This window comes from Rubeoparvulum massiliense (assembly GCF_001049895.1).
GTDB lineage: Bacteria > Bacillota > Bacilli > Rubeoparvulales > Rubeoparvulaceae > Rubeoparvulum > Rubeoparvulum massiliense.
In genome coordinates, this window is record NZ_CVPE01000005.1 from 140,480 (window position 1) to 157,329 (window position 16,850).

18 protein-coding genes are annotated in these 16,850 nt (G+C 45.2%); 1 reads left to right on the plus strand and 17 read right to left on the minus strand.

The genetic code is table 11. The features are described from left to right. Positions 1-89: 89 nt before the first annotated feature. The 11 genes from hypE to BN1691_RS06020 all read right to left on the minus strand — a co-directional run bounded on the left by hypE (position 90) and on the right by BN1691_RS06020 (position 10,371). The gene (gene hypE, locus BN1691_RS05970; RefSeq protein ID WP_048601326.1) at positions 90-1,097 is read right to left on the minus strand and encodes a hydrogenase expression/formation protein HypE; all 1,008 of its coding nucleotides are present in this window, start codon (positions 1,095-1,097) and stop codon (positions 90-92) included. Beyond that, positions 1,098-2,210: a hydrogenase formation protein HypD gene (gene hypD / locus BN1691_RS05975; RefSeq protein WP_048601327.1), complete on the minus strand. Its 1,113-nt coding sequence runs from the start codon at positions 2,208-2,210 to the stop codon at positions 1,098-1,100. Beyond that, the gene (locus tag BN1691_RS05980) at positions 2,207-2,419 is read right to left on the minus strand and encodes a HypC/HybG/HupF family hydrogenase formation chaperone (RefSeq protein WP_048601328.1); all 213 of its coding nucleotides are present in this window, start codon (positions 2,417-2,419) and stop codon (positions 2,207-2,209) included. Before BN1691_RS05980 ends, hypD begins: the two co-directional genes overlap by 4 nt. A gap of 15 nt (positions 2,420-2,434) precedes the next feature. Then, positions 2,435-4,804 (minus strand): carbamoyltransferase HypF, encoded by a 2,370-nt coding sequence (gene hypF, locus BN1691_RS05985; protein WP_048601329.1) that lies wholly within the window; start codon positions 4,802-4,804, stop codon positions 2,435-2,437. Then, positions 4,771-5,439: a hydrogenase nickel incorporation protein HypB gene (gene hypB, locus BN1691_RS05990; protein ID WP_048601330.1), complete on the minus strand. Its 669-nt coding sequence runs from the start codon at positions 5,437-5,439 to the stop codon at positions 4,771-4,773. Before hypB ends, hypF begins: the two co-directional genes overlap by 34 nt. A 5-nt stretch (positions 5,440-5,444) precedes the next feature. Further along, on the minus strand, positions 5,445-5,786 hold the full coding sequence (locus BN1691_RS05995) for a hydrogenase maturation nickel metallochaperone HypA/HybF (protein WP_231638365.1): 342 nt from the start codon (positions 5,784-5,786) through the stop codon (positions 5,445-5,447). Positions 5,787-5,800: 14 nt separating this feature from the next. Beyond that, positions 5,801-6,229, minus strand: a complete 429-nt coding sequence (locus BN1691_RS06000; RefSeq protein WP_048601331.1) for a Rieske 2Fe-2S domain-containing protein — start codon at positions 6,227-6,229, stop codon at positions 5,801-5,803. 17 nt (positions 6,230-6,246) lie between these two features. After that, a complete protein-coding gene (locus tag BN1691_RS06005) occupies positions 6,247-6,741 on the minus strand; it encodes a HyaD/HybD family hydrogenase maturation endopeptidase (RefSeq protein ID WP_048601332.1) in 495 nt (164 codons plus the stop codon). 23 nt (positions 6,742-6,764) lie between these two features. Then, entirely contained in the window at positions 6,765-7,511 is a 747-nt protein-coding gene (cybH, locus tag BN1691_RS06010; protein WP_048601333.1) for a Ni/Fe-hydrogenase, b-type cytochrome subunit, read from the minus strand. A 9-nt stretch (positions 7,512-7,520) separates the two neighbouring features. After that, positions 7,521-9,233, minus strand: a complete 1,713-nt coding sequence (locus BN1691_RS06015) for a nickel-dependent hydrogenase large subunit (RefSeq protein ID WP_048601334.1) — start codon at positions 9,231-9,233, stop codon at positions 7,521-7,523. Positions 9,234-9,294: 61 nt separating this feature from the next. Next, the gene (locus BN1691_RS06020; protein ID WP_048601335.1) at positions 9,295-10,371 is read right to left on the minus strand and encodes a hydrogenase small subunit; all 1,077 of its coding nucleotides are present in this window, start codon (positions 10,369-10,371) and stop codon (positions 9,295-9,297) included. A gap of 290 nt (positions 10,372-10,661) precedes the next feature. Here BN1691_RS06020 and clpP point away from each other — a divergent pair, with 290 nt between their 5' ends. Next, a complete protein-coding gene (clpP, locus tag BN1691_RS06025; protein ID WP_048601336.1) occupies positions 10,662-11,261 on the plus strand; it encodes an ATP-dependent Clp endopeptidase proteolytic subunit ClpP in 600 nt (199 codons plus the stop codon). Positions 11,262-11,342: 81 nt separating this feature from the next. Here clpP and BN1691_RS06030 read toward each other — a convergent pair whose 3' ends face one another. The 6 genes from BN1691_RS06030 to BN1691_RS06055 all read right to left on the minus strand — a co-directional run bounded on the left by BN1691_RS06030 (position 11,343) and on the right by BN1691_RS06055 (position 16,816). Continuing rightward, positions 11,343-12,125 (minus strand): protease complex subunit PrcB family protein, encoded by a 783-nt coding sequence (locus BN1691_RS06030; protein WP_048601337.1) that lies wholly within the window; start codon positions 12,123-12,125, stop codon positions 11,343-11,345. Between the two features lie 33 nt (positions 12,126-12,158). Next, entirely contained in the window at positions 12,159-12,932 is a 774-nt protein-coding gene (locus BN1691_RS06035) for an SIMPL domain-containing protein (RefSeq protein WP_048601338.1), read from the minus strand. A gap of 78 nt (positions 12,933-13,010) precedes the next feature. Continuing rightward, on the minus strand, positions 13,011-14,474 hold the full coding sequence (gene cls, locus BN1691_RS06040) for a cardiolipin synthase (protein WP_048601339.1): 1,464 nt from the start codon (positions 14,472-14,474) through the stop codon (positions 13,011-13,013). A gap of 94 nt (positions 14,475-14,568) precedes the next feature. After that, complete coding sequence (locus BN1691_RS06045) at positions 14,569-14,820, minus strand: HPr family phosphocarrier protein (protein ID WP_048601340.1); 252 nt, start codon at positions 14,818-14,820, stop codon at positions 14,569-14,571. A gap of 62 nt (positions 14,821-14,882) precedes the next feature. Beyond that, positions 14,883-15,827, minus strand: a complete 945-nt coding sequence (whiA, locus tag BN1691_RS06050; RefSeq protein ID WP_048601341.1) for a DNA-binding protein WhiA — start codon at positions 15,825-15,827, stop codon at positions 14,883-14,885. Beyond that, positions 15,827-16,816, minus strand: a complete 990-nt coding sequence (locus BN1691_RS06055) for a gluconeogenesis factor YvcK family protein (RefSeq protein ID WP_048601658.1) — start codon at positions 16,814-16,816, stop codon at positions 15,827-15,829. The genes whiA and BN1691_RS06055 overlap by 1 nt, the downstream gene beginning before the upstream one ends. Positions 16,817-16,850 lie beyond the last annotated feature (34 nt).

Here is a 16,850-nt window from a genome sequence, read left to right on the forward strand (position 1 = left end):
CAAACGAGTCACTTCTACAGTAAACAATCAAGAGCCCTGTTGGAATAATGACCAACAAGGCTCTATTATCTAGCTTATCTAGACAATGATTAGCAGATCCGTGGTAAGTGCATACCCAATAACCGTTCAAGCCGTCGAGTACTTCCTAGCGGTGTACGGAGTAAAAGACGACCATTCTCCACACCAGTCTCATTCACTTCCCCAATCAGCGTTGCATTTTTACCTTCTGGATGCTGCTTTAAGACTTCCATAACCTGCTCAACTTGTTCTGCTTTCACAACGAGGAGAACCTTGCCTTCATTGGCTAAATAGAGTGGATCATAGCCTAGAAGGTCACAGGCTCCCGCTACAGCAGGATGGACAGGGATCTTCCGCTCCTCAATGGTAATGGTGGCACCATGATCCTCAGCAATCTCTACGAGGGTTGTGGCGAGACCACCCCGCGTCGGATCGCGCATAATTCGAACAGCGCCTGGCGCTTCCTCGAGGACCTGACTTAACATACCGTTGAGCGTAGCGCAATCGCTTACCACTTCACTGGTAAAACCAAGATCGCCACGAGCAGAGAGAATGGCCACACCATGATCTCCCAAGGTACCACTGATAATCACCTTATCCCCCGCTGTCATCTCCGCCAATGTCAGCGGGTTCCCTTGAGGATAGATCCCGATACCCGTCGTATTAATAAAGCAGCCATCGGCTTGCCCGCGAGCGACCACCTTGGTATCCCCAGCCACAATCCGTACCCCAGCATGGTGCGCTTCCTCAGCCATGCCTTGCACGATCTTCTTTAAATCAGCGATGGGGAAGCCTTCCTCAAGGATAAAAGCAGCGGTTAAATATTGAGGAATTGCCCCGGAAACAGCTAAGTCATTCACGGTTCCAGCTACTGCTAGCTTCCCAATATTACCACCGGGGAAAAAGAGTGGCTGAATCACAAAGCTATCGGTTGTAATGGCAATCTCTGCTGAAACAGGTACTTGGGCAGCGTCAAATGTTGCCTCCTTCGCATGACCAAAAGCCTGAACAAAAATCTCGTCGATGAGGCGATGGGCTTGTTCCCCACCATCGCCATGGGCCATACTAATGACCTCCATTTACTCCACCTCCCGCATATATTTATAATGGGTTTGGCAGGTTCCTTCTGATGAAACCATACATGGCCCTATGGGTCGTAATGGCGTACAAGCCTTCGCAAAGAGTGGACATTCTGGTGGCTCAATGGTCCCCTTCAGAATCTCCCCACAGCGGCATGCTGTTTTCCGTGTTTTTGGCACCTCCATATGGGCAAACTTAGTCCTTGCATCATATTGCACATATTCAGGACGAATTCGTAAGCCACTACCTGGAACAACGCCCATTCCCCGCCATGCTTCATCGGCAGGCTCAAAGTATTTTTCGATCAGCGCATAGGCTGTGGTGTTCCCTTCATCCCGTACTACCATCCGATAGGCATTCTCTACTGCTGGCTCTCCATCGGCTAGCAGCTGAATTAAGCGATGGATTCCACCAAGCATCTCCACTGCATCAAAGCCAGTGATCACGCCAGGAACATGATACTCCTCTGCTAGGAAACGATAACGGTTTAAGCCTAAAACGATGGAGGCATGGCCTGGTAGAATAAAGCCATCCACCTGTACATCCTCTTGTGCCAATAACCACTTTAGAATTGGAATGACCAGCTTATAGGTAGCCCAGATACTGAAGTTCTTGACACCCTCTCGCTCAGCCACCTCCATGGCTACAGAAAAGGCCGGTACTGTGGTCTCAAAGCCGATGCCAAGGAGAACCACTTCACGATCTGGATTCTCTTTAGCAATGGTAATGGCATCCACAGGATTATAGATAACTCGAATATCATGGCCTGCTGTCTTGGCATCTAGAAGGGAGCCACGACTGCCTGGTACACGAATCATATCCCCAAATGTACAGAGGATCACATCCTCTTGCCCTAATTGAATCATGGCATCAATATCCCGTTGATCGGTAACACAAACGGGGCAACCAGGTCCAGCAATCAAACGAACATCTTCACGCAACCCCTGGCGGATACCAGCCTCAGCCAAGGAATTGGTGTGGGAGCCACACACCTCCATAATCGCTGGCCTGCGACCATGCTTGGCTGTGAAGCGGCGTGCCTCTGCTTTTACCTTCTCCATTAGTTGCTGGCTCAGTTCATCATCAAGCAGCTCATGAATCATCGGTCTCATTTGAGTAGATTCCTCCATTCAGTCAGGTTGGTCTCTGCCTCTTCTTTATCGAGAATGGACATGGCCTGTCCTGCATGAATCACCACGTAATCTCCCACTTCTACATCTGGAACCATCATGATTCCCACGGTCATTTTATTCCCCAACACATCGACAGTGGCTACGAATTCCTTTTTCTCAATCACTTTACCAGGTGCAGCTATACACATGGTTGATCTCCCCCTTCATCGTTTCAATTTACTCTCCCTTGCCCGCTGTGCAGCTGCTATGAGCAGTTGTCCCAGTGCAAGGCCTCCATCATTGGCAGGAACCTGTTCTGGCATATAGACCTGCCAACCTCGTTCCTCACTGCAGTGTAGAAAACGTCTGCGTAGATAGGGGTTCACCATACTCCCTCCACTAAAGAGGACAGCAGATGCTTCCTTCTCACTCAATTGCTTTCTTCCGTGTTCTAATAAAGCCAAGCCCATCTGTACCACCGTCTCATGGAAGTTCAATGCGACACTTGCTGAATCTATCCCTTTTTCTATGTCTCGTAGAAGCTCGTGAAGGAGCGCTCCATGATTGATCTGAATCACACCAGGATTGTGAGGATCTGCTTCCAAGATAAAAGGGTACGGTTCTCCAATCCCATCCTCTTTAACAAGCTCTGATAATTGAACCGCTGCCTCTCCCTCATACTCCGCTTTCGTACAGAGTCCAAGCAATGCACTTACAGCGTCGAAGAGTCGTCCACAGGTACCTGCCATGGGCGTGTTGATTCTCCGTTCCACCATATGCTGTAAAATGGGAATCTGTTGAAGATAGGGCTCCATGGCTGGTAATTGTTCTAGTCGTTGCAGGCCTTCATGTCCAAGCAGCTGTAGCACCATGCCTACTGCATTGCGCCATGGCTCACGAATCGCCTTCTCCCCACCTGGCAAGGGTGTGGCAGCTAAATGTCCCATCCGTCGAGAATCCCTCGCATCGCCGTATAGAACCTCCATCCCCCAGATCGTTCCATCATCCCCCCAACCGGTACCATCTAAGACCAGTGCAAGGGCAGGAGCATTGAGCTGATGCTCTGCCATGATACTTACCATATGGGCATGATGATGTTGCACCTGAATAAGCGGGAGGTGAAACAATTCTGCATCCTTCAACGCTTGTCGTGTCGTGGCATACTCTGGATGCAGATCAGCGACGAGTAATTGAGGGGTTACGCCCATCAAGCGTTGCAAGCGTTCCTTGCTATGAATAAAGTGTAACAGCATCTCCTGAGAATCAATGTCTCCAATATGACCACCTAGGAAGGCCATCTCCCCTTTACCAATGGCAAATACATTCTTCTGATTGCCACCATAGGCAATGATCCCATCAGCATTCCCTGGGACAAAGATAGGATCTGGTGCATAGCCCCGTGAACGACGAATCATGACCAATTGTTCATCGACTAAGCGCACCACCGAATCATCGATCTTCTGTAATATTTCCCGATCATGAGTCAAGATACCATCCACAAGAGGTATCAAGGCTTCCATTGCTTCGGTAAATGTGCTGGATATCGGCAATCCACTCTCATTACCACTGGTCATCACCAAGACCGTCAACTCATCATCAAATAGCAGATGATGAAGGGGCGTGTACGGTAGCATCACCCCTAAACTGTTCATATACGGCGCTAGAGAAGGGGGAAAGAGCTCCTTAGCCTCTTCCTTAATCGTAAGAATGGTAATCGGTGCTTCAATACCTCGTAGTACCTTTTCCTCAGCAGGTGTCACTTCACAATAGCGACGAACCGTCTCCATATCCTTCATCATCACAGCGAAGGGTTTATGCAGACGATGCTTACCCTCTCGGAGTAGTCGAATGGTCTCCTCGGAAAAAGCATCACAAGCCAGATGATAGCCACCCAGTCCTTTGATCGCTAGGATCTTCCCTTCCTTAAGCAAGCGCTTGGTCAGTGAAAGAGGATCTTCCTTCTCCGCTTTCACCCATCCTTGATGCTTGTGATCCACCCAATAAAATTCTAGGGTTGGCCCACATGCCTCACATGCAATGGGCTGAGCATGATGACGGCGATTATGAGGATCCATATACTCCCCTTCACATGCTGAACACATCGGAAAATCCACCATCGATGTTAAAGGACGATCATAGGGTAAATCATGAATGATTGTATAGCGTGGCCCACATTGCGTGCAATTAATAAAAGGATAATGATAGCGTCGATCATGGGGATCATTCATCTCACGTAAACAATCATCACAGACCGCAGTATCCACTGGAATAAAAATATCTGGAGTTCCTGTATCATCGCTTTTTACAATGGTGAAATCCGGATACCTTGCTGCTTCTTCCATGGATATTGTCTGTTCATCAAGACGAAGTAGCTGGTAAATTCTCGCGAGACGAGGTGGCTCCTGACGAATGGCTGTCTCAAATGTCTCTAGCTGTCGGAGGGTACCGATGGCTAGAATCTTCACCCCTTGCATCCCATTGCTTACCTCACCATGAATGGCCAGACGCTCTGCTAGTTGAAAAACAAAGGGGCGGAATCCCACCCCCTGCACCCGACCCTTTACTTGGATTCTCCATTGGTATAATTGTTCCATTTGTCGCGAATCCATTGATACCACAGCTCCATTCCTTCCCCAGACCTAGCTGAGATCTCGAAGATTTTGGAATTAGGTTGTAGATTTTTCAAATCGTAATGGGCTCGTTCTACATCAAAATCGAGATATGGAAGCAAGTCGATCTTATTCAATAATACCAGCTCAGTTCGTCGGAACATCACAGGATACTTAGGAATCTTGTCATTCCCTTCGGGAACTGAGAGCACAACCACCTTATGTTCCTGACCAAGGTCATAGCCTGATGGACAGACTAGATTACCCACATTCTCAATAAAAAGTAGATCGATCTCCTCAAGAGGCAATTGGCTTAGCACATTGGCTACCATCCTTGCATCAAGGTGACAGCCTCCACCTGTATTGATCTGAATCGCTTGTGCTCCCAGCTTCCGAATGCGATCCGCATCCATCTCCGTTGCCAAATCCCCTTCAATGACAGCGATACGGAACTCTTTCGCAAGATTTCGTACCGTCTCTTCAATCAATGTGGTCTTCCCTGCACCAGGAGAGCTCATTAAGTTGATGGCCAGCACTTTATTCTCTTTAAACTGATTGCGATTATAAACCGCAGCCAGATTATTATCCTCCAACACATCTTTTTCTAATGTAATTTTCATCCTACTCAGCTCCCTTCATAAGATACAACCTGTAGCTTCTCACCCTTCAACAATTTTCCGCTCGGAAGACCACATTGCGGACAGAGAACGATCCCCATTTCTGGTTTAAACTGATGATGACAAACGGTACACTCTGCCCAGCCCTCTTCACGGATAATCTCTAGCACTGCATCAGGAGAGAGTCCCTCTACGCCTTGATGACGATAGATATCAAACGCCATCTCCAATGATTCTGGCATGGCATTGGAGAATTCTCCAACCAGAAGCACTACTTTTTCCACTTGGTGAATTCCCTTCTCCTCGGCGTTGGTTAAGATAATATTTAAAGTATCAGCCATGAGAGACATTTCATGCACCATGCTCACTCCTCAATATAAATATATACGAAACCATCCTTCTCCTGAACATGATACGCCTCGAGAAGGAGTTGACGTTCCTCCGCCTTCTCTGTAGATGATCCAAGCGTATATTCACGCTGACAAAGTGGACAGAAAAAGGTTTGCCGAAAAGAAGCCCATTGAATCAAGGTATTACAGTGTTGGCAGATCGCCTTCACTCCCTTTAGTTTACCCCCTTGAGGATAAATATAGTAGGGCTTTCCCCCTGCATAAACCATTTTCGGTTGATTTTGAAAATGCTCAATAGGGCCGACCTTAATAGGCCGACCCATGAGCAACTCTTCAACACGATCCACTTTCTCTAGTTTCTCTTCAAGCGCTGGTTCGAAGATTTCATATACGGTTTCAAACAATCCCCGCTTCATCTCTTTGAAAAAATTCCTGCGGTCCATTGTTGTACCCCCAATTCTTACACATTGACGCCCCAACGTTGAAGCCGGTTCTGAATCAATGTCTTCAGTTGAGGAAGCTTCTCCTCCACGACGGGAGTAAGTCCAACTTCCCATTCCAAAGAAAGTGGTTGAACTCCCACCATATACATCTCTTCCGGGATTGCTCCGCGCATCGTGGCAAGGGCCAAGACCTCCATGAAGCTTTGCTGATGTAAGGAGATTTTAACCCCCATATACTTGGGGATCTCTTCCTGCTCCACTTCAATGATGGTGCCTGGCTTCTTTCCTGCATTAATGGAATCAATAATAATCAGGTGGGAACTGCGTTCTACAATATCTAAGAGTACAAGGCCATCGGTGGCCCCATCCACCAGCTCCACACGATCTTCAAGATGAGACCATTCTTCCATGAGCTGATGGACGAGGTGGACACCGATACCTTCATCGGAGAAAAGAATATTGCCAATCCCGAGGATGGTGATCTTCTTTTCTGGATTATTTTGATTGGTCATCATATCACGTTCCTACTTTATTCTTAGTGCTTCTTACCATGATCATCATGGTGCTCTTGTGGAACCTTGTATCCAGAGAAAATGGAAGACATGGTACCATCCTTATCCAACCAGTCTTGGCGGAATGCCATATAGATGTGGATAACGGCAAAAATGAGGAATAACCATGCAACCCAGTGATGCAAGGAACGTACCACGAAGCTGCCTCCCCATGTCATCAACCAGCCAAAGAGGCTACCAAGAATGGAGGTCTCTAATTGTGGTTCAGCAAGCATGAAGAATCCGCTTAAAATCATGATAATACTACCTAAGATGACGAAAACAATATAGCTGGTATAAGCTAAGGCATTATGTCCATAGTGTGGTTCATGTTTACGATCGATGAATAGATAGAACTTCAACATCTGGAATAAATTCTTCCAGTACTCTTTTTTATGAATATGGGGGAATGAATGGATATTCCCTTTAATCGCCCAATAAGATCGGACAAGGAAGCAGATTACAAAGGTGTATGCTGCAAAGAAATGCACGTAACGCATCCAGCCCATTAGCATGGAGTAGTACGCTTCATCACTACCTGCTTGCCACCATGGATTTCCGATATAGAATCCGGTGAAAGCAAGGATAAAGATACTGATGGCGTTTACCCAGTGGTAGACACGAACAGGGAGCTCCCATACATAGACAGCACCTGTCCGCTTATCCACCTTTACACGACGACGGGGGCTAAGATGCTCTTGGGAACCGAGAACGTCTTCCGCTTTAAACATAGCTCTCACCTACCCTATCGTAATTTTGGTGGTTGTTTGATCCTCTAAGTCTGTCATATGAACAGCACATGCCATACATGGGTCGAAGGAGTGAACGGTACGAAGAATTTCGATTGGTTGTTCCTGATCTGCAATTGGTGTGCCGATTAAGGAAGCTTCGTATGCACTCTTCTGTCCATTGGTTTCAGGTGCAGCATTCCAAGTAGTTGGTACAACTGCTTGATAATTCTTCACCTTACCATCTTCGATAATGATCCAGTGACCTAAGCCACCGCGTGGAACCTCAGCAAGACCTGCACCTTTGGCACTCTTTGGCCAGGAGCTTGGTTCCCAGGAGGTGCGATCAAAGGTAACAGTATCGCCAGCCTTAATATTGGCAATTAAGCGATCGTAGTAATCGCGAAGCAATTGAGCCATGATAACAGCCTCTAACCCACGAGCAGCTGTACGACCTAATGTAGAATGTAGGATGCTCATTGGTAGGTTATGCTTCTTCAAGTTGGTATCAATTACATCTACGATTGGGTCCACTTTCTTCGCATATCCAACAAGCATACGCGCCAATGGACCTACTTCCATCATATTGCCTTTCCAAAGAGGTGCCTTCACCCATGAATATTTATCATTGGTATCCAAGTTCTTATATGGTGCTTTTGGACCTGTATACTTCAACTCAGTTGTACCATCATAGGGGTGAAGATTACCTGTAGGTTGACCATTATAGGTATACCATGCACGATCAATGGCTTCTGTGATGTGCTCTGGATCATATGGATCGACATCGAACACTTCATTCAAGTTGCCATTTAAGATGGCACCACGTGGGAAGAGGTAGCTGTCCACATCATGATAGCTATCCGTACCATAATCACCATAGGAGAGGTAATTGTTAATACCGCCACCATAGGTCCAATCCTTGTAGAAGGATGCAATGGCCATTAGGTCAGGTACATAGACTTGGTTCACGAAATCGGCAGCCATGTCGATGATCTTATCGATATAGGATAAGCGTTCTGCATTTAATGCATTTTCGCTATGAAGATCGATTGGTGTTGCCATACCACCCACCACAAAGTGTGGATGAGGATTCTTACCACCGATAATCGTATGAATTTTTACAAGTTCTTTTTGGAAATCCAAGGCTTCTAAGTAGTGAGCAACCGCCATCAAATTAACCTCTGGTGGTAATTTGTATGCGGAGTGACCCCAGTAGCCATTGGTAAAGATACTCAACTGGCCACTTTCAACCACTGTTTTAATCTTATCTTGAATATCCTTGAAATAGCCTGGTGAAGATTTAGGCCATTTGGAGATGGATTGTGCAATGCGACTGGTTTCATTCACATCGGCTTTCAATGCACTAACGACGTCAACCCAGTCTAAAGCATGAAGATGGTAGAAGTGCACGATGTGGTCATGAACCATTCCTGTTGTTTGCATGATATAACGTAGGTATTCTGCATTCTTAGGAATCTTAATATCTAACGCATCTTCTACTGCACGGAGTGATGCCAAAGCATGAAAGTTCGTACATACCCCACAAATCCGTTGGACAAATGCCCACACGTCACGAGGATCCCGATCTTTTACGATCAATTCAATACCACGAACCATGGTACCAGCAGTAAAGGCGTTTTTAATTTCACCGTTTTCGATATCCGCTTCAACCCGTAAGTGACCCTCAATCCGGGTAATGGGATCGACAACAATACGTTCTGCCATTCTTATTTCCTCCCTTTTCCCTCCGTCATGGAACTTTATAATATCCCGTCAGTATACGTCCTTATTTCTCTTGCTCTTCCGCTTTTTTCTCATCATGTTTCTTGAAGCCTGCTGTAATTGCAGCATGACCAGCAACACCTACGAGAGCGGCAGCAGTAACGCCGAGACCAATCTTGTCAGGACTTACTGTGGTTTGAGTTCCAGGAATACGAGCGGTCCGTTCGAAGAAGTGGTCATTATCCCAGAAATCTTTTTCAGCACAACCGATACATGGATTTCCAGATTGGATCGGATAGCTTGTACCACCGTTCCAGCGCATATTAGCACAGGAGTTGTAAGTGGTAGGTCCTTTACAACCTACTTTGTATAAGCAGTAACCTTTTTTTGCACCTTCATCATCGAAGGACTCAACGAAGAGACCAGCATCGAAGTATGCACGACGGTTACAGTTATCATGAATACGTTGACCATAGAAGGCCTTTACCCGTCCAAGATGATCCACTTCAGGTAGTTCATCGAAGGTAATAATATGAGCAAGAACACCCGCCATTACATCAGGTATTGGTGGACATCCAGGTACCTTAAGAATTGGTTTACTACTAATTACACGATCAATTGGAATGGCATTGGTGGGATTTGGTTTAGCTGCTTGAATTCCTCCCCAGGCAGCGCAGCTTCCCCAAGCGATCACTGCTTTTGCACCTTCTGCAGCTTCGCGCAGTTGGTCAAGAGCAGATTCTCCACCGATACAGCAGAATTCACGATCTGTTGGAACAGCACCTTCAACAGCAAGGATATAGCGGCCATGATACTTTTCCATCATCGCCTTCTTAGCTGCCTCAGCAGCATGACCAGCTGGAGCAATTAGCGTGTCTTGGTATTCGAGACTGATCATATCCAACAAAATCTCTCCGGCCGTTGGATGGTCAGCACGAATAAATGATTCGGTACAGCCTGTACATTCCTGAAAGTTAAGCCAAAGTACTGGTAACTTTTCCTTTGTTTCCATCGCGTGAACCACTTTGTCTGTAGTAGCAAAGTCGATTCCCATGATGGCTCCCACTGCAGTACATAACTTCATGAAGTCACGTCGGGACATGCCCTTTTTCTTTGCAGCTTCGTAAATTGTTTCACTCATGGAATGTTTCCTCCCTCCATCTAACTAAGATACTCTCCTTTTACACTCCCCCATATGGAGCCATGTTCATTATAAACCTATTTTATTTATCTATAAAAGGTAACATTATGAAATAACCCAGATTATTTGATAATGTATGAACGTTTTATGAATTTGTTATATGACAGTTTCTTATAGTATGCAGTAAAATGAACAGAAAATTCGTTTGACCTTTTTTGACCTTTGAGTTATGATAAGGGTGAAAATTTATTAGAGAAGACTGTTATACAGCGATGGGAGGTTGAAGCAAGATGTATTTAGTACCAACAGTAATTGAACAGACCAACCGTGGAGAGCGAGCATACGATATCTACTCACGTTTGTTGAAAGATCGCATTATCTTCCTAGGCACGGAAATTGATGACCAAGTAGCCAATAGTATCGTCGCTCAACTCCTTTTTTTGGCTGCTGAAGATCCTGAAAAGGATATCTCACTATATATCAATAGCCCTGGTGGCTCCATTACTGCAGGCATGGCGATCTTTGATACCATGCAGTATATTAAGCCTGATGTTTCCACCATCTGTATTGGAATGGCAGCATCCATGGGTTCCTTCCTGTTAATGGCTGGAGCTAAGGGAAAACGCTACGCTCTACCAAACAGTGAAGTAATGATTCATCAGCCTCTTGGTGGTGCTCAAGGTCAAGCATCCGATATTGCCATTGCAGCGAAACGAATTATTGGCCTTCGCGAAAAGTTAAACAAAGAATATGCTTTAAGAACGGGCCAGCCTCTAGAAGTGGTTGAACGTGATACAGATCGCGATAACTTCATGAGTGCCTACGAAGCGAAAGAGTATGGTCTCATTGACCAAGTCATTGAACACGTAGAACAAACACGGAATAAATAAGCAAAAGTCCATCAATAATCGAAATCCCGTAGCGCTGAGAGCACTACGGGATTTCACTTGAAAATAAAGCATATTTGGAGACTACTTAGCTTGACTGGGGTTCAAAGGAACCTTTGGTTCAGTAGGTGTTGGAGCTGGCGCACTAGGTGGTGTAGAGCCTGGTGTCAGCTCTGAGACCGGAGTAGTGAGATTGAATTGCAGCTGATCTATCGTCCATTCCCCTTCCACCTGGATTAACACATAGGGATAGGTGAAGACCTCGATGACCATATCATCGGGAGATGGATCGATATAACCAAAGTCTACATTAAGCTTACCATCCTTTAGATAAACCGCTTCCACTCCCACACCATATCCTCCCGTGTTCTTTTCCCCACGAGTAAGCAGGATATAGGTTTTTTCCTTCTCCGTCTTCACATATTGCCCTTCTGTACCAGTACGACCCTTCACCCAGGTTTGTAATTCCTGACTGGGTTCAGTGACGAGAGTAAATTCCACCTTCTCTCCCCCTCGACTTCCATCATCCACCACATGATCCTGACCTTCATCAGCAGGATCCACCTGACGATCGCGGATAGCTACAGTTCGACTCCCTTCATCCCAGGTAACCTCTTTATTAAATTGCTCAGCGATTAAACGAAGTGGTACATACGTTGTTCCTTCATATAGAAAGGCAAGGGGAACCTGCTTCCCTTGATTTTCATAGAGGAATGGATCAGCTGTAGATCCACTGAATGGTTTGCCATTGTACTCCAATTGAACTTTATGCCAGGTAATCTCCAATGATGGGTGGGCAAAACCGACGATGGATACGACAAGCAGCGTACTCAAAATACCGAGTAAAAAAGCTTTCGTTGCTTTCATGGGTATTCATCCTTTCCCTAATACTTTCTTCCATTATGATGGATTCACTTTAACTTGGTAGATCACCTGAACATCACTTCGTATCTCCATTTCACCGGGAGCGATGGCTGTTTGTACCGTATTAGTAGCCATTTCCATCATCGCTTCTTCTTTATACATGGGTGTGAAAATGGGACCAGAACCAGGAGAATTATAAGTGACTGATTGGACACCAACAACCTTCCCATTCAACGCCTTAGCGATGGTATCTGCTTTAATCCTAGCGTTCTTCATGGCTTCTGACAGAACTTGGAGTTCGTACTCCGCATCCTTCTCTGTATCAAAGTAAATGGAATCCACTTCATTCACACCTGCAGCATGAACTGCATCGAGAATGGCGCCGATTTTCTGAAGATCTCTCACTTTGATCTCTAAAATATGTTGGACTTGATAGCCAATTAGCTTCCGTTCATCATCCTTATAGCTATACTCTGGATAGGTTGAGAAGCGAATCGTCTTAATCTCTTCATCCTTTAGTTGATATGGAGCAAGTGCCTTCCGAACTGCATCCATTTTGATACGATTGGCTTCATTGGCCTTCTCTGCTGTAGCTTCTCTTGTGATTACACCAAATTGAACATAGGCCACATCAGGCTGCACCTTCATGGTGGCCGTACCCGATACATAGACTGCTGTCAAGTTAGTACTACTTCCTGGTGCTGGTTCAGCATGAACCGTCGCTGATAGTGGAAGCATTGTAACCAATAATACCAGGGTCATCAGCATAAGCATGGTCCTATTATTTCTACAAAGTAAGTTCATTTTCATTATTCTTCCTCCTCCCATACTGTTTTCTACCATGGTAACGACTGGGAAGGAAGAAAGGTTATGCCCCGCTCAAAAAAATTATAAAAGCGGTGAAAAGAGCCGAGCAATCGATTCACGAATTCGAATCCATAGGGAAGGATCGGGATTGACATACTCCTCATAGCTCTTACATTCCTTTAAATCATTGAGGAATTGCACTTCTAATTCCTTCACAACATCATCATCATAGAGGATGGCATTCACTTCAAAGTTGAGCTGGAAGCTCCGTAAGTCTACATTAGCCGAGCCTACACTACCCATGATGGAATCAACAGTTAGCGCCTTAGCATGGATAAAGCCCTTATCATAGAAATAGATCTTCACACCATCCTCATGAAGCTCTTTTAAATAAGACATGGAGGCCCAATGAACAACAGGATGATCTGCATTAGCAGGAAAGATAATCCGTACATCCACGCCACTGAGGGCAGCTGTTTTTAACGCCATAATTAAGCTTTCTTCCGGAATAAAGTAGGGAGATGTGATATAGATATGCTCTTGTGCAAAGCCAAGCATGGTAAAATAGGCCTGCATAATCGACTCATGATCCGAATCAGGCCCACTGCTGATCACCTGAATTGGCTTATGAACAGCGGTAGGGGGCAAATCTGCTTCCTGTAGAGTTGGGAAGTAACTCTTGGTCAGAATCCACTCCTGCGAGGCAAAATACCAATCACTACAAAAAACCCGCTGTAAAAATTTCACCGCTTCACCTTGAATGCGCATATGCGTATCGCGCCAGTATCCTAATGGACCTTTACCCATATACTCATCACCGATATTCAGTCCGCCAATATATCCGATGATCCCATCAACAACCACGATCTTGCGATGGTTCCGATAGTTCACCTTACTATTAAGCAATGGGTACCGTAAGGGTAAGAATGGAATCATTTGAATGCCATGGGACTTCATCTCATTAATATAGGAAGAAGGTAGTTTTTTACTACCTAATGCATCATAGAGAAATCGAACCTCTACGCCCCTTTTCGCTGCATCGATTAAGATTTCCTTTAATTGCTTACCTAAATTATCATCACGGACAATATAAAACTCCAAATGAATATGATGCTGCGCACGCTTCAAATCATTAAACAGCTCAGGAAAAGCCCTATTTCCATCTAAGAACAACTGCGTCTGATTATTTACCGTAAAGGGTGCACGACAATTATGAAGTAGGAGATTGATCAATCTTCGTTTACTTCCTGGGTATCGTTTAATCAGCTCCACATGTTCACGCTGGAATGAGTATTGCCAAAGCCAGTCTGCATCAGAACGGTCCTGCTCCTCTTTCCGTTGCAGCTGCTTACGCTTTCGCAGACTCTGTCCAAAAAGCATATAAAAAACAAACCCCACCACTGGAATAAACACCATAACAATGAGCCAGGCTAGGGTCTTCGTGGGGTTTCGATTCTCCAATACAAGAACAACACTAATAAGCACCAACATAAGAACAAAGATACTGATGACGACGAATGTGATAATTTCCCAATATGAGAGCATGTTAACCACCTTCATATCTATGTATTGGATTTCAATAAGCAGTACACTCCTCCCATTTGTGTATCCGTTCTTTCTCTCTTTGGTTGGCTATGCTTTATTCACTGATCATCTGCTTCAGTGCCTCAATGGCCTCTTCCTGATCATCCCCATCAGCACCGAGGATCACCGCTTGACCACGGGCAACAGCTAGACTCATGACGCCCATAATACTCTTTGCATTAACTCGACGGCCATCTTTTGTAATGGTAATCTCCGAACGAAAACGATTCGCTTCTTGGACAAAAAGTGCTGCTGGACGCGCCTGTAATCCCGTCTTTAAAGTAACCACAACTTCTTCCTCAACCATTGAACTTCCCCCTCCATAATGACAAAGATTCCCATGTTATTTACCTGTATTATAGCATGAAGTTAACCTTGATTCTCCGGATGCTCCATTAAGTTTTTCGCAATTTCCTCAATCTTACGCAGACGATGATTCACACCAGACTTACTCACCTTACCATTGGGTAATAATTCACCGAGTTCATTAAGGTTCAAATCGGGGTGTTCTAAGCGAACCCTCGCTACCTCCAATAATTTAGGTGGCAATGTTTCCAAACCAATGGTCGCATCGATATATTTAATGGATTCAACCTGACGAATGGCAGCGCTTACTGTTTTGTTAAGATTAGCTGTCTCACAATTGACCAAGCGGTTTACTGAATTACGCATATCCTTTAGAATCCGTACATCTTCAAAATTTAAAACCGCTTGCGAAGCACCGATCAGACGTAAAAAATCAGCGATTTTTTCGCCTTCTTTCATATACATAACATGCCCTTTTTTCCGTTCAATTTCCTTCGCATTTAAAAAAAATGAGTTGGTAAGATTGGTTAAACTGTGGCAATGATCCTCATAAGACGAAAAAATCTCTAAGTGATACGAGGTGGACTCAGGATGATTTACTGATCCTCCTGCTAAAAAAGCACCGCGAAGATAAGCGCGCTTACAGCAATCCTTCTCAATGACGGTGGGATCAATTTGGTGATGGACCACGGGACCATCCTTCCAGATACCTAATTCCTCAAGAATTTGCCGCGTTTGCTCCTTCACACGTACGAGATATACATTATTCTTCTTCAATCGCATCTTCTTGCGAACTAAGAGCTCTGATGTGATTCCATATAGCTCCTTCAGCAAAATATAGATCCTACGAGCGATGGCTGCATTCTCTGTTGCAATTTCAAGAACCAATGGTTTTCCTAACTGAAGAGTGCCATTCATCTGTGCCAATGCGGAGAGCTCTGCCCGCATACAGCACTGATCCACCTCGATCATGGTTAACTCTTTTTTTGTTTTTGCAGCAAAGGACATTATTCACCATTCCATTTCTCCATGTTTTCCCTTAACCAGTTGTATAGAAATGCACCCACTTGGTCTGGATCATGGTGTAGGAGTAATTGGTTTGAAACCAGGTCACCATATAGTATTTCTACGCCTAATTCCACAAGACGTTGTTGATCAATAGGGACGGGTCGTGCTCCTTCTTCAAGATAGTTTCGCAGTAATGGATCAGGGATCGGCCGCTTATTAACTAGCACCGCATCTACAAATGGTCGTTGCAAATGCTCATAGAGCACTTCAAGATGACGACTTACGGTAAAGCCATCGGTCTCACCTGGCTGCGTCATTACATTACAAACGTAGATTACCTTTGCCCGAGCATCCGCCATGGCATCCACCACACCTGGAACCATTAAAGTAGGAAGTGTGCTGGTATAAAGGCTACCGGGACTGATCACGATCAGATCAGCCTCTTCAATGGCCTGAATCGTATCCGGCAATGGATGGGGTTGTCTTGGCTCTAAATAGACTCGACGGATCGGTTGACCTGCATGGGGAATCTTTGATTCTCCACGGATCACTCGTCCATCCATCATCTCTGCAACAAGGGTAATCCGTTCTTCAGAGACGGGTAGAACATTCCCAGCCACTGCAAAAACATGACTAAAAGCATGAACCGCCTTGACAAAATCCCCACTAATCTCTGTCAATGCCGCAATAATTAGATTTCCTAAGGTATGACCACTCAGTCCTGAACCATTATTAAAGCGATGCTGAATCATCTTCTCTAGCAAAGGCTCCATATCTGCAAGGGCAACCAATACATTACGGATATCGCCAGGGGGTAGCATATTCATCTCTTCCCGTAGCTTTCCAGAACTGCCCCCATCGTCCGCTACAGTAACAATTGCTGTTAAATTAAGGGGATAGGTTTTGAGACCTCGTAAGACCACAGGAAGACCCGTACCTCCACCTAAAACAACTACATTGGGTTGACCATGTTGCTTCTCTATCTCCATCCTGATCTCTCCCATACTTAATGATGGAGTCATT